Annotated in this window: 12 protein-coding genes; 1 reads left to right on the top strand and 11 read right to left on the bottom strand. The window is 41.6% G+C overall.

What is annotated here, in order from left to right; all coding sequences use genetic code 11:
* Positions 1-66 precede the first annotated feature (66 nt).
* From rlmB to nsrR, 3 genes are all read right to left on the bottom strand, one after another.
* Positions 67-816, bottom strand: a complete 750-nt coding sequence (rlmB, locus tag ACN0T8_RS05790; protein ID WP_417879693.1) for a 23S rRNA (guanosine(2251)-2'-O)-methyltransferase RlmB — start codon at positions 814-816, stop codon at positions 67-69.
* A gap of 70 nt (positions 817-886) precedes the next feature.
* Positions 887-3,376 carry a ribonuclease R gene (gene rnr / locus ACN0T8_RS05785; RefSeq protein ID WP_417879692.1) on the bottom strand — a complete coding sequence of 830 codons (2,490 nt, stop codon included), beginning with the start codon at positions 3,374-3,376 and terminating at the stop codon, positions 887-889.
* Between the two features lie 118 nt (positions 3,377-3,494).
* Positions 3,495-3,920 carry a nitric oxide-sensing transcriptional repressor NsrR gene (gene nsrR, locus ACN0T8_RS05780; RefSeq protein WP_417879691.1) on the bottom strand — a complete coding sequence of 142 codons (426 nt, stop codon included), beginning with the start codon at positions 3,918-3,920 and terminating at the stop codon, positions 3,495-3,497.
* 149 nt (positions 3,921-4,069) lie between these two features.
* On the opposite strand from nsrR, the gene hmpA reads away from it, so the two are divergent.
* Positions 4,070-5,218, top strand: coding sequence for an NO-inducible flavohemoprotein (hmpA, locus tag ACN0T8_RS05775; protein ID WP_417879690.1), 1,149 nt, complete (start codon positions 4,070-4,072; stop codon positions 5,216-5,218).
* A 240-nt stretch (positions 5,219-5,458) separates the two neighbouring features.
* On the opposite strand, the gene ACN0T8_RS05770 is transcribed toward hmpA, so the two are convergent.
* From ACN0T8_RS05770 to mutL, 8 genes are all read right to left on the bottom strand, one after another.
* The gene (locus ACN0T8_RS05770) at positions 5,459-6,775 is read right to left on the bottom strand and encodes an adenylosuccinate synthase (RefSeq protein ID WP_417879689.1); all 1,317 of its coding nucleotides are present in this window, start codon (positions 6,773-6,775) and stop codon (positions 5,459-5,461) included.
* A gap of 143 nt (positions 6,776-6,918) precedes the next feature.
* Complete coding sequence (locus tag ACN0T8_RS05765; RefSeq protein ID WP_417879688.1) at positions 6,919-7,104, bottom strand: DUF2065 domain-containing protein; 186 nt, start codon at positions 7,102-7,104, stop codon at positions 6,919-6,921.
* Between the two features lie 102 nt (positions 7,105-7,206).
* Entirely contained in the window at positions 7,207-8,181 is a 975-nt protein-coding gene (gene hflC, locus ACN0T8_RS05760; protein ID WP_417879687.1) for a protease modulator HflC, read from the bottom strand.
* 2 nt (positions 8,182-8,183) lie between these two features.
* A complete protein-coding gene (hflK, locus tag ACN0T8_RS05755) occupies positions 8,184-9,377 on the bottom strand; it encodes an FtsH protease activity modulator HflK (RefSeq protein ID WP_417879686.1) in 1,194 nt (397 codons plus the stop codon).
* A gap of 58 nt (positions 9,378-9,435) precedes the next feature.
* On the bottom strand, positions 9,436-10,743 hold the full coding sequence (hflX, locus tag ACN0T8_RS05750) for a ribosome rescue GTPase HflX (protein WP_417879685.1): 1,308 nt from the start codon (positions 10,741-10,743) through the stop codon (positions 9,436-9,438).
* A 44-nt stretch (positions 10,744-10,787) separates the two neighbouring features.
* On the bottom strand, positions 10,788-11,063 hold the full coding sequence (hfq, locus tag ACN0T8_RS05745; protein ID WP_287025172.1) for an RNA chaperone Hfq: 276 nt from the start codon (positions 11,061-11,063) through the stop codon (positions 10,788-10,790).
* 528 nt (positions 11,064-11,591) lie between these two features.
* Positions 11,592-12,533 carry a tRNA (adenosine(37)-N6)-dimethylallyltransferase MiaA gene (miaA, locus tag ACN0T8_RS05740; protein WP_417879684.1) on the bottom strand — a complete coding sequence of 314 codons (942 nt, stop codon included), beginning with the start codon at positions 12,531-12,533 and terminating at the stop codon, positions 11,592-11,594.
* Positions 12,530-14,449, bottom strand: coding sequence for a DNA mismatch repair endonuclease MutL (mutL, locus tag ACN0T8_RS05735; protein ID WP_417879683.1), 1,920 nt, complete (start codon positions 14,447-14,449; stop codon positions 12,530-12,532). The genes miaA and mutL overlap by 4 nt, the downstream gene beginning before the upstream one ends.
* Positions 14,450-14,476: the final 27 nt, after the last annotated feature.

The following is a 14,476-nucleotide window of genomic DNA, read 5'->3' as shown; positions in this document are numbered from 1 at the left end:
CGACACACTTACCTGCTTTTCGGCTCCCGAGCGAAGCATCCCCGCATCTCGGCTCTAGCTCTAGCTTTAACCTAAACGCTGACGCACGGCTTCAAACAAACATACCCCAGTGGCTACTGAAACATTTAAACTTGAAACACTACCCGCCATCGGGATCTTAATTAAATCATCACAGGTTTCACGAGTTAAGCGACGCATACCGTCACCTTCAGCTCCCATGACAATCGCTAGCGGGCCTGTTAATTTGGCTTGATAGATATCGTGAGTCGCTTCACCAGCGGTGCCGACAAACCAGATACCTTGTTCTTGCAGCGCTCTCATGGTGCGAGCAAGATTGGTCACTCGAACAAATGGTACCGTCTCTGCCGCGCCACAAGCAACTTTGCTTACCGTACCGGTCAAAGGTGCCGATTTATCTTTTGGTACGATAACCGCAGCAACACCTGCCGCATCCGCATTACGTAAACAAGCGCCTAGGTTATGCGGATCAGTAACACCATCTAAAACTAATAATAAAGGTTGTTCACCTTTTGCTTGGCACGCTGCAATAATGTCATCGAGGTGATGCTCATTTAACTGCTTAGCTGGTTTTACTTTGGCAATAATACCTTGGTGGTTCGCCCCTTGCGCTTTATCATCAAGCGCTTTACGTCCCATTTGTTGTACTGATACACCAAACTTCTGTAATTGGTTAATCACTGGCATGAGTCGGTCATCTTCACGGCCTTTTAGAACAAATGCTTCAATTAGGCGAGCTGGGTCTTTATCTAACACAGCGTTAATGGCATGAATGCCAAAAATAAATTCGTTACTCATTGTTTACCTTGAGGGTGTTGCCACCCGTATTTATTAATGCGACTCCCTGCAATTCAAAGAGCCACTAAACTTAAGAATTTTGTTGTTTCATCTTGGCGCGCTTAGATGCCGATGGTTTACTACGCTTAGGCTTCGTGCCCGGTTTTCCGGCAGTGGCTCCTTTCGGCTTACGTGCTTTTTTCTTTTTCGGTTTGTCAGAACTGTCATCTGGTCGCTTAGTTGGCTCAACGAGTGGCTTCGCTTTTTGACCAGGTTTATTAGCTTTAATCGCTTGTTTCTTTTGAGTCGATGCTTTTTTATCCGCATTAACAGCACGCTTCTTAGCTGTCTTACCTTTACCGCGAGGTTGACGCTCAGTGCCTACCACTTCAAAGTCAATTTGGCGATCATCAAGATTTACCGCTAATACTTTCACTTTCACTGAATCACCCAAGCGATAAATAACGCCTGAACTCTCACCAATCAAGCGTTGACCTAGAGGATCAAATTGATAATAGTCGTTTGCTAATGAAGAAATATGCACTAATCCATCAATGTGTAGATCGCTCAATCGAACAAAGAAACCAAAACCAGTTACATTGGCAATCACCCCATCAAGCTCTTCACCGACATGGTCTTGCATATATTCACATTTTAGCCAGTCAGAGACATCACGGGTAGCATCGTCCGCACGACGCTCGGTCATTGAGCATTGTTCACCGTAAAAGTCCATATCATCAAAGCTATAATGATAACCACCAGTTGGCGTCCAGCGGTCAGTATTCACACCTTCATTCTTCGCAATTAAATATTTAATCGCACGGTGAAGTAATAAATCAGGGTAGCGTCGAATCGGTGAAGTAAAGTGAGCATAACGCTGTAATGCCAAGCCGAAATGACCACCATTTTCCGCATTATAAACCGCTTGCTTCATCGAACGTAATAGCATGGTTTGAATCAGCTCTTTATCTGGACGCTCACCAATCGCTTTTATCAATTGCGCATAGTCAGTTGGTGTAGGCTCAAGTCCACCAGTTAAGTTTAGACCTAACTCGCCCAAGAAATCTCTAAAGCCTGTAAGTCGCTCTTCACCAGGAGTGTCATGCACACGGTATAGTGCAGGCTCTTTGGCTTTTTCGACAAAAGAGGCCGATGCGATATTGGCTAAAATCATACATTCTTCAATGATCTTATGCGCATCGTTACGCACCACAGGTTCAATACGATCAATTTTACGCTGCTCATTAAAGATAAATTTGGTTTCCGTGGTTTCAAATTCAATCGCCCCACGGTTTTCACGCGCCACTTTCAGCACGTTATACATTTTGTGTAATTCTTCTAAGTCCGGCACTAAAGTATGATAACGAGTACGTAGTTCTTCATTCCCCTCTAAAATATCCGATACTTTATTATAGGTTAGACGAGCATGTGAATTCATCACCGCTTCATAATGCTTATAGCCAGAAAGCTTGCCCGAAGCCGAAATGGTCATTTCACAGACCATACATAAACGGTCAACTTGTGGGTTTAACGAACATAAGCCGTTCGACAATACTTCTGGCAACATTGGTACCACTTGCGATGGGAAGTAAACTGAGTTGCCACGATTAATCGCTTCTTTATCTAGTGCAGTATTCGGGCGAACATAATAACTCACATCCGCAATGGCGACCCATAAACGCCAACCACCACCTTTTTTAGCTTGACAATAAACCGCATCATCAAAGTCACGGGCATCTTCACCATCAATAGTAACCAGCGGTAAATCACGTAAATCCACTCGACCTTCTTTCGCTTCTTCCGGTACTTCTTCACCAAGGTTTTCAACTTGCTTTTCAACGGCAACTGGCCATTGATCGGGAATTTGGTGTGTATGGATCGCAATTTGAATTTCCATACCTGGAGCCATATTTTCACCGAGTACTTCAACGATTTTGCCCATCATGCCACGAGAACGCGTCGCGCGAGCGGTCAACTCAACGACTACCACATTCCCCATACGAGCCCCTTCCCGGAACTCATCTGGGATCAAAATATCTTGGCTAATACGAGAATCATCAGGTACGACAAAGGCATGGCCATCTTCTAAAAAGAAGCGACCTACAAGATTAGTTTTACGTGCTTCAAGAATTCGAACTAAGCGCCCTTCTTTACGACCTCGTTTATCTTCGCCATTCGGCTGAACGAGAACATAGTCACCATGGATCACTGTACGCATTTGGTGATGAGGAAGTAGAACATCATTGTCTTTGCCCACGCTTCCTTCAGGACGAACCCAACCAAAGCCGTCACGATGCCCAATTACAGTGCCTTTAATTAAATCAATTTTTTCTGGCAAGGCATAGCATTGACGACGGGTAAAGATCAGTTCACCATCTCGCTCCATTGCTCTCAAGCGACGGCGTAAACCTTCATATTCATCCTCACCTTTTAAGTTCAGAGCTTCAAATAAATCATTACGATTCATTGGCATATTTGCTTGCTTTAAAAAATCAAGAATGAACTCTCGGCTCGGGATTGGGTTTTCGTATTTTTCGGATTCACGAGTTGCGAAAGGATCAATATGGGTACGTTCGGACATGACAAACCTGCTTATGTGCGCAAAGTGTAATGATTAGTATATCTGAGTGAGACGCTAACCTACAGAAATCGTTTAAATATCTTCTTTAATTAAAGCAGATAACAATGACAAGCGTGTGTCACACAGGAGTAAGGAGTAATACCAGATCATCATTATTATCAAGCAAGTCAGCCAAAGTGCATTGATCAAGTTGAGACAAGAATGCTTCTTTTGCTTTAGCGAGTTGCGCTTTTAAACGACAAGCTGATGTAATGTGACAGGCACTTTCAGAGCAATCAATTAACTGCAATGGCTCTAAGTCTCTAACCACTTGGCCGACGACAATCTGTTCAGCCGGTTTACCTAAAACAATACCGCCATGCTTACCTCTTGTGGCTTGAATATAACCAAGCTGTGCAAGTTTATTGATAATTTTAATTAAGTGATTTTTGGGAATAGAGAATCGCTCACTCACTGCTTGTATATTAGAACGCTCCCCCTCAGGTAACACGGCTAAATAAAGTAATGACCTCAAACCATAATCAGTAAAAGATGTTAATTGCATATCTACTCCCAACTTCGAATTGCAACATTATATACCCAAGTAACTTCAAGATGCAGAATTCACTTGAGTATAAGTATTAGATTGACTGAATGATACATTTAGATGACAATAAAGATGCATTTAAAATACAACTTTAAAAAGGTACGAATATGTTAAATCAATCAACCATAGATATTGTCAAGTCTACCGCTCCACTTATTGCGGAAGCAGGTCCTTCAATGACGACTCATTTTTATGATCGTATGTTCAAACATCACCCTGAACTAAAAGATGTATTTAACCTAACTCATCAAGATACAGGTCGTCAGCGTGAAGCTCTATTCAATGCAGTTTATGGTTACGCTGCCAACATCGATAATGTTGAAGTCTTATTACCTGTAGTTGAAAAAATAGCCCAAAAACATACCAGCTTTAACATCACAGCCGAGCAATACGATATTGTTGGTACTCACTTACTGGCCACAATTGATGAACTAATGAACCCAGGGCAAGCTGTTCTCGATGCTTGGGCTGAAGCTTATGGCTTACTCGCCACAATATTCATCAACCGAGAAGAAGAAATTTATAAAAAAAACGAACAAGAAATCGGTGGTTGGCGTGGAACTCGTGAATTTAAAGTCATTGAAAAAACGCCGGAAAGCGATGTGATCACTAGCTTCGTTTTTGAGCCTACTGATGGCCAAAGCGTTGTTGGTTACAAACCTGGACAATACATTGCTATCTATCTCAACTCAGATAAACTAGCGAACCAAGAAATCCGCCAATATAGCTTGTCAGATGCACCAAACGGTAAGACTTACCGCATCTCGGTAAAAAGAGAAGATCAAGGTGTGGCCTCTAATCACATTCATAATGAAATCCAAGTGGGCGATACCGTTCAGCTTGCAGCCCCTGCCGGTGATTTCTTCTTTACTAGTGAAAGTGACAAGCCTGTCGCCTTAATTTCAGCTGGTGTAGGGTTAACGCCAATGCTATCTATTTTAGAAAGCATTAAAGATGCACATAAAGCCAATATTCACTGGTTACATGCGGCAGATAATACAGATCGACATGCTTTTGCTACAAAGGTCACCGAGTACGCTGAACAACAAGAAAATTTAACTCAACAGACTTGGTACAAAGATCAACAAGGGTTTATGGATTTAAATACAGTTAATTCTATCGACTGGCAAGCGACTGATTTCTACTTATGTGGCCCAATTGAATTCATGCAATTTATTGCGAAACAATTAATCGAAAAACAAGTCCCCGAAGCCAACATTCACTACGAATGCTTTGGCCCTCATAAAGTACTGTAATACCAATCAAATTAATTAGGTGACCAAAAATTGCGAAGGAAAAAGCCTTGAGAACAAGGCATAAATTTTCGATAACTAGTTGCTCTACAATCAAAATTTATAACGCAGTTATCGAGGCTTTTAACAAGCAAGAATGATCATATAATTAGTGCGATTGGTATAAGACTAATAAACCCTAAATTACAGACAACAAAAAGCCGACCCTGAAGTCGGCTTTTTATAACTCAGTCTAATTCAAAATTAAGAATTAAATGGATGAACCTTAATGATGGTTTCATTACGATCTGGACCGGTTGAAATAATATCAACGGGTACACCCGTTAATTCTTCAATGCGTTTGATATAATCAAGAGCTGCTTGAGGAAGCTCATCGATAGATTTAGCACCGAAAGTATTTTCAGACCAACCAGGCATGGTTTCGTAAACTGGTGTCGCTCTTTCAAAATCATCTGCTGACATTGGAGACACTTCAACAGTAGAACCATCATCCATCTTGTAGCTAGTACAGATTTTGATTTCTTTTAAACCATCAAGTACATCAAGCTTAGTTAGGCAGAAACCAGATAAAGAGTTAATTTGAATTGCACGACGCATAGCAACAGCATCAAACCAACCAGTACGACGTAAACGACCAGTAGTTGCACCGAATTCGTTACCCACTGTACCTAAGTGTTTACCAATCGGATCTTGCTTATCTAAACCATCATATAGTTCAGTCGGAAATGGACCTGAACCAACACGAGTACAGTAAGCTTTAGCGATACCTAAGATGTAACCTAAGTGACGAGGGCCAAAACCAGAACCTGCAGCAACACCACCAGCAGTGGTATTGGAAGAAGTTACGTAAGGGTAAGTACCGTGGTCGATATCAAGCAATGTCCCTTGCGCGCCTTCAAACATGATTTTATCACCACGTTTACGAGCAGAATCAAGCTCATCGGTCACATCAATCACAAGTGAAGTCAGTAATTCAGCATAGCCTTTTACTTGCTCCAACACTTCTTCGTAGCTCACTTCTTCTACTTTGTAGTAGTTCACTAGTTGGAAGTTATGATATTCCATCACTTCTTTTAATTTTTGCGCGAAAGCTTCCATGTCAAACAAATCGCCCACACGTAAACCGCGACGAGAAACTTTATCTTCATAAGCTGGACCGATACCACGGCCAGTTGTACCAATTGCTTTTTTGCCACGAGCTAATTCACGAGCTTGGTCTAAAGCAATATGATAAGGAAGAATTAGAGGACAAGCTTCAGAAATGTATAAGCGTTCGCGAACTGGAATGCCGCGCTCTTCAAGCGGTTTCATTTCTTTTAATAAAGCGTCAGGTGAAAGTACTACGCCATTACCGATAATGCATTTTACATTTTCGCGTAGAATACCTGATGGAATTAAGTGAAGAACGGTTTTTTCACCGTCAATGACTAGAGTGTGACCTGCATTGTGACCACCTTGATAGCGAACCACATATTTTGCATCTTCAGTTAAAAGGTCAACGATTTTACCTTTACCTTCGTCACCCCATTGGGTGCCCAGAACGACTACGTTATTTCCCATCTTTCTAAGTCTGCTTGCTAGTTAAAAAAGGATTCTAGCATAGCCTAGTACCATCTTGCAGTCATTTTTTAGATGATTTTTTATGCAAATTAATTTTACGACAAATATTGTATATTAGGTTTTACAAAATTGAAGCGTAAAAACTAACTCACCATCAATAACACAATAATAGCACCAACCAGAATCAGACCCGCACCAATACGCTTTAATGTCTGCTCAGGCTGCTGAGCCATTTGACTCACCATGTCGCGCCACTGTTTTGGAAATAATGCCGGCCCCATCCCTTCAAAAATCAATAATAGACCAATGGCGATCATCAATGCGGTCATGTTCAACCTCTCTTTTATGCCCCAAAAACTGTTATATATCCAAAAACAAGAAAGACCCACGAAGGGCCTTTCAAATCTTACTGCCGAATAAGTTCAATCAACTTATTTTCGGCCATTGCTATCATTCATGTATTTGAAGAAATCGCTCTTAGGATCAAGCACTAACAAGTCACTCTTGTTGCTAAATGACTTCTCATACGCTTTCAATGAACGTAAGAAGCTATAAAACTCAGGTGATTGTTTATAAGCTTTTGAGTAAATATTCGCTGCAGTTGCATCAGCATCACCTCGTGTTACACGAGCTGTCTTATCAGCTTCTGCAAGAATAGTCGCTACTTCTAACTCAGCTTGAGCTCGAATGATCTCTGCCTTTTCACGACCTTGAGAACGGTGCTTACGAGCAACCGATTCACGCTCTGCACGCATACGGCGGTAAATAGACTCACTGATTTCATCAGGTAAGTTGATTTTCTTCATACGGAAGTCAACCACTTCAACACCCAAATCTTTCATCGCACTACCACGAGTATCTTCCAATACTTCTTGCATAATTTGATCACGTTCACCATCAATTTCAAGTGCTTCTTTGGCTGATTCAGGCAGCACTTCATTATCATCGATAGAATCTACGGCAACAATATCACTGCTTGGTCCAGAAACAATTTGCTTAATTTCACGCGAACCAATTTCAGAACGAAGTACATCTGTCACTTTACGTTCAAGTAATGTTTCAGCGGTTAAGGTATTCCCCCCTCCAGTAGCAAGGTAATATTGACCAAAATCACTGATTTTCCACTTCACATAAGTATCAATGATAACGTCTTTTTTCTCTGAAGTGACGAAACGATCAGAACGGCCATCCATGGTTTGGATACGCGCATCTAATGTTTTCACACTATCAAAGAAAGGCATTTTAATGTGTAACCCTGGTGGATAAATCTTAGAGATCTCATTGGTATCTTTAAGCACACGACCAAAACGGATCACAATGCCACGCTCGCCTTCTGGGATCACGAACACCGACATTAACGAAACGACGATTAAAATCGCGACTAAAGGGATAATTAACTTACGCATGCTTAGAATCTCCCTTGACGTGTAGATGTTGAGTTAGTGCCCGAATCTTGAGATCCACTGCTATTTTGTGGATCCAACTGAATACCATCATAGGTTGGTTGCGTTTTATCTTTAGCACGAGTTGAACTGTTGTTTTGTTTAGATTCTGAAATCAACTTATCAATTGGCAGGTATAACATATTGCCAGATGAGTCAGAGTCAATGAGCACTTTCGAACTATGAGAATAAATCTTCTCCATTGAATCTAAGTACAAACGATCACGAGTGACACCTGGTGCTGCATTATATTCAGGAAGTAATTTCTCAAACTGAGCAACTTGACCTAATGCTTCATTTACCGTGCGTTCGGTATAACCTTGCGCTTCTTTCTTCAAACGTTCAGCTCGACCCGTTGCTTTCGGTAAAATTTCATTTTTATAAGCTTCTGCTTCGCGAATGAAACGCTCTTCATCTTCTCGAGCGGCAATAGCATCATCAAATGCATCTTTTACTTGCTCAGGAGGGCGAGATGATTGGAAGTTCACATCAATAACCGTTAAGCCCATATCGTACTTATCGATAATTTGGTTTAAAGTTTTTTCTGTTTCTTGACGAATCGCCTGACGACCACTAGTCAAAATACTATCCATTAATGAATCACCGATAACCGCACGTAGTGCTGAATCAGTTGCTTGACGTAAGCTATCATCAGCATTCGTCACACGGTACAAATATTTATAGGGATCTGATACGCGATATTGAACGCCCATTTCAACGGTCACTACATTTTCATCTTTGGTCAGCATCAAACCAGATGCACGTAAAGAACGAATCGCTTGTACGTTTACCGCAGTAACTTCATCAATAAAGCGAGGACGCCAGTTTAGACCAGGGTCAACCATACGCTCATATTTACCTAAGCGTAAAACCACGCCTCTTTCTGCTTCACCGATAGTGTAGAAACCAGAGAACACCCAAATTAAAATGGCAATAATAGCAATGGCACCAAAGCCTATTGCACCGCCACCACCAAAAGAAGGCCCTTTACCACCTCCTTTCTTACCAAATTTTCCGCCTAACTTTTGGCTGAGTTTATTAAACACCTCATCCAAATCAGGTGGACCTTGTTCACGACCGCCACGATTATTGTTCTTACCCCAAGGGTCATTATCGCGGCCGTTATTGTCGTTATTATTTCCAGGCTCATTCCACGCCATTAGAAAGCTCCATCGTATAGATATGACGTTATATCAATCTGTCTCGTAATAATTGATATCATACTGTAGCAGTGATGTCTGTGACGATAAAGTCACTCATTACTGCCCCTTCTCTTTTCACTAATCTTAACCAATCAACTTGTTGCATTCTAATATCAATCAATAAATTGCCTTGTTCATCATACTCTTCCGCTTGAATTGCATTCAATTGGAAAAACAGGCTCCGAACTCTCCCCTGGTTCATAGGAGGAATACACAATTGATATTGAACAATTTGAGTTGCTAGACGTTCTGTCAGCCCAGAGAATAGCAAATCGATACCTTGCCCTTCCATCGCTGACACCCACACAGTGCGAGGTCTACCTTCATCATCACGGTCGATTCTTGGTTTTTGATCGTCCATGCTATCAATCTTGTTCATCACTAATAGCGATGGAACCTCATGAGCATCGATCTCTTCAAGAACTTCGTTTACCGCATGAATATTCTCACGAAAACGGTCATCACTTGCATCCACAACATGTAACAAAATGTCAGCTTCTTGCGTTTCTTGCAATGTAGCTTTAAATGCAGCGACTAAATCATGTGGAAGGTGGCGAATAAAACCAACGGTATCCGCTAATATTGCCCCACCAACATCTTCTAACTCGATCTTACGCAAGGTCGGATCTAGCGTTGCAAACAATTGGTCTGCGGCATAAACCCCAGCTTCGGTAATACGGTTAAATAAGGTAGATTTCCCCGCATTGGTATAACCTACTAATGAGATAGTTGGAATTTCTGCACGTTGACGCGCTTTACGTCCTTGCTCACGTTGCTTAGCCACTTTCGCTAAACGACGTAAAATCGCCTTAATACGCTCACGCAGTAATCGTCTATCGGTTTCAAGCTGAGTTTCACCCGGCCCTCTTAAACCAATACCACCTTTTTGACGCTCCAAGTGCGTCCAACCACGAATCAAGCGAGTAGAAAGATGACGTAACTGTGCCAACTCTACTTGCAATTTACCTTCATGGGTTCGAGCTCGTTGGGCGAAAATATCGAGAATTAATCCGGTACGATCCAACACACGGCATTGACACAAATATTCTAAGTTCCGCTCTTGAGCTGGACTTAGTGCATGATTGAAAATGACAATTTCAGCGCCTAAAGCCTTAACTGTATCCGCGATTTCTTGAGCTTTACCGGTTCCAACATAGTATTTTGTATGCGGAGATTGGCGGCTACCTGTTACAACTTGTAGCGATGTGACGCCAGCGGAAGATACCAGCATTTCAAACTCGCTGAGATCTTCCCACTCACCTTCTTGTGTGAAGTTGATATGAACAAGTACAGCCTGCTCACCGGCTTCATAACGGTCAAACAAGCAGCTCGCTCCTTAATAATTGATAGTTCAAAATTAGATAGATATTAATCTTCAGAATTCTCTTGTTGAGGACGTTCCGCACGCTCACCTTGTGGACGCTCAGCCGTATGATGACTAACCGCACGAGCAGGAACGACGGTAGAAATTGCATGCTTATAAACCATTTGGTTTACCGTATTTTTCAATAAGATCACAAATTGATCAAATGACTCAATTTGGCCTTGTAATTTAATGCCATTCACGAGATAGATTGATACAGGGATACGCTCGCGACGTAACGCATTTAAGAACGGATCTTGTAAAGATTGCCCCTTAGCCATTTTATATTCCTTATATTTGTTGTTTATTTTATTTTTAGTTGACTTTCTCTTTTTTCCTAAGTTCCAAAATGGGACTTAGCATAGAAAATCAAAAGTGCTTACTTACACAAAAAGCAGTGCCAATTCTTACCTATATTGCTGGTTTCTCAGCATAAACGGATAAGTCATGCATTAACGGATGAATTCACCCGACTGCTAAAGTTTCTTTATACCAATCAATATAAGTACATGGTCTCATTAGCGCAGAAAAAAAGCTTGATAACAAGGCATAAAATTTCTGTTAGTAGTAGTTCTACATACAAATTTTATAACGTAGTTAGCGAGTTTTTTTAACAAGCTAAGGTGAACCGTTACTTATTGCGATTGGTACTATATAGCGATTTCAACCTTGACGTCGCTTTTAACACATACGCAAAGTACTAAGTACAAAGAGCATAAATACAAAGAGTATGAGCAATTACAGTATATACTCAAACTCATTTAAGATACTGCATCAATCAGAATTTACTTACAATTTGATTAATAAAGCTATCCATGTGAATAATGATCAATTTCGGCAGAAATAGCTTTAACTCCCGCTTCAATATCTTCACTATCTAACCAAGTTAAGTCATTCCAACTGCGTAACCAAGTAATTTGTCGCTTAGCCAATTGACGAGTGGCACACACGCCACGGAAAATGGCTTCATCCAATGTACCATTGCCATCTAAATATTCCCACACTTGTCGATAACCTACACAACGAATTGAAGGAAGATCAAGATGTAGATCACCTCTGGCACGCAAAGCTTTCACCTCATTTTCAAAGCCAGCTGCCATCATTTTTTCAAATCTCAGCTCAATCCGGCGGTGAAGCTCCACTCGCTCTTTTGGCATAATGGCAAACTGCTTCACTTGATAATGCAATGCTTCTCCCTTTTGTTCCGTCAATTCGGTTAAGCTTTTACCTGAGATACGAAACACTTCTAATGCACGAGACAAACGTTGCGGATCGTTAGGATGAATACGTAAAGCAGAAACAGGATCAATTTGACTTAGCTGTTGATGCATTACATCCCAACCTTTTTCATTGGCTTCTTGTTCAATTTGTTGGCGAATGTCCGGATCGGCAGCGGGTAATGGTGATAACCCTTCAAGTAAAGCTTTGTAGTACAGCATCGTCCCGCCAACCAACAATGGAATTTTACCTTGAGAGACGATTTCATCCATCTGCTGCAACGCATCACGACGAAAATCCGCGGCCGAATAGGCTTCACTCGGATCGAGAATATCGATCAACCGATGCGGTGCAAGTGCTAACTCTTGTGCATCAGGCTTGGCAGTACCAATATCCATGCCTTTATAAATTAACGCAGAATCAACACTGATTATCTCAACCGGATATTTTTGTCTTAAACGAATCGCTAGATCCGTCTTACCCGATGCGGTTGGACCCATTAAAAATAATGCGAGTGGTAATGGTTGTTTCATGATTGCAGCGCCGCTATTGATTGAGAAAAATTCACAGGTTGGATCCAGTTATATTGATGATAAGGTAAATAAACACCCCAGGTTTGTTCGAGTTCTGCGACTAACTGAATCGCTTCAGAAAGCCTATATTTTGGTTTTGCTACCACAATCTTGCTTGTGAGCCATTGAGTGATCAAGGGGAGTTCAACATTTTGTTCTTTTTGTAACTCGATCAATAGGTCGGGTATTAATTGCTGTAAATTTTGCTGACGTAATGGTTGTGGTACGCCCATCACCATTACACTGTTTTTCCCTTTCGCTGTTAATTCAATTCCAAGAGTGAATAATAGATTCTGATAAGTCGTTAACGTTTCAATATCTTCAGCCGACATTGGTATATTTAAAGGGATCAATAAAGGCTGAGCTTTCAACTTATCCCCATCGACAAAATTAAACTGACCTTGAACCCGCAGCGCTTCTGCTTTATTTAAATCAACCAAATGACAACCTTGCGCATTTTGCATCAATAAATAAACATCTTGGATCACCGTTAATGCTTTACCTAGGTCGGTGATATTAATTTTTGAGCTCTCATGCTTTTCCTCGGAAGGTTGAGAAACAGAGATAACACCCTGCTCCATAAAACCTTGCTCCTCGTCAGCAACATTTGTCAAAGGCTCAAATAAAGCACGATAAGCATCGGTTTGCTTTTTCTGGACTATGGATGACAGGCGCGAGCTTGGATAAGACACAGCGGAAGACGATTGAGAGTGCCCCGATGAAACACGAGATGATTCCCACGCTTGAGTACTAACACGATGCTTAGAGCTCGTATGCTGAGGTTGATGGACTGGTGCTGACTCTCGAATCGAGTAATCATCACCTCCAACGGGTTCAGTTGCGTACGCCGATTTAGATATCGATGGTTTAACTAACTCAATACTTTGCGCCAATGCATCACTTAATGCTTGGTAAATAAAGTCATGAACTAAGCGAGCATGGTGAAAGCGTACTTCATGCTTAGCGGGATGAACATTAACATCGACATGATGTGGATCGACTTCAATAAACAACACATAAGTCGCGAATTGCTCGGGGCGCAGTGCATTTTCATAACTTTGGCGGATAGCATGATTAATTAACTTATCACGCATCATTCTGCTATTAACATAACAATACTGAAGGTCACTTTGATTACGTGCACCATCCGGTGTGGTGATCCAGCCTTTAAGCCTTAAATCATCATGATTAAGTTCAATCGCAACCGCATGATCCATAAAGTGATTACCGCATACCGCAGCCACTCGTTTTTCAATTTGTAGATCGGTTTTAGCTGAGCGATATTGACGTATGACTTTGCCATTATGGCGCAAAGTAATGGAAATCGAAAAACAGCTCAATGCAATACGTTTAAGTAGTTCATCAATATGAGAAAATTCGGTCTTTTCGGTTCGTAGAAATTTGCGGCGTGCAGGCGTATTAAAAAAGAGATCGACCACTTCAACTGTGGTTCCAATCGGGTGGGCAGCAGGGGTTAATTGCACCGCCATATCTCGACCTTCCGCATACGCAGCCCATGCTTCAGTTTGTGTTGCAGTACGAGACGTTAAGGTTAAACGCGAAACCGAGCTGATACTGGCCAACGCTTCGCCTCGAAAGCCTAGGCTAAGAATAGCTTCAAGATCATCAAGAGAATGAATTTTCGAGGTAGCATGACGACTGAGTGCCAAGCCTAGTTCATCTTTTTCAATACCCGAGCCGTTATCGCGCACTCGAATCAGCTTGCTGCCACCCTTTTCAATATCAACATCAATGCGCGTCGCACCGGAGTCGATACTATTTTCAACCAGCTCTTTAACCACCGATGCAGGGCGTTCAACTACTTCACCTGCCGCAATTTGGTTGGCTAATCGAGCGGGTAAAATTTTTATCGCCATAACGCTACTGCACCATTTAATCGATTG

Origin of the sequence: Vibrio sp. (assembly GCF_048266485.1) — a bacterium.
In the GTDB taxonomy this organism is placed as follows: Bacteria; Pseudomonadota; Gammaproteobacteria; order Enterobacterales; family Vibrionaceae; genus Vibrio.
Note: the sequence above shows the minus strand (reverse complement) of the source record. Positions and strands in the feature narration are given on the sequence as shown.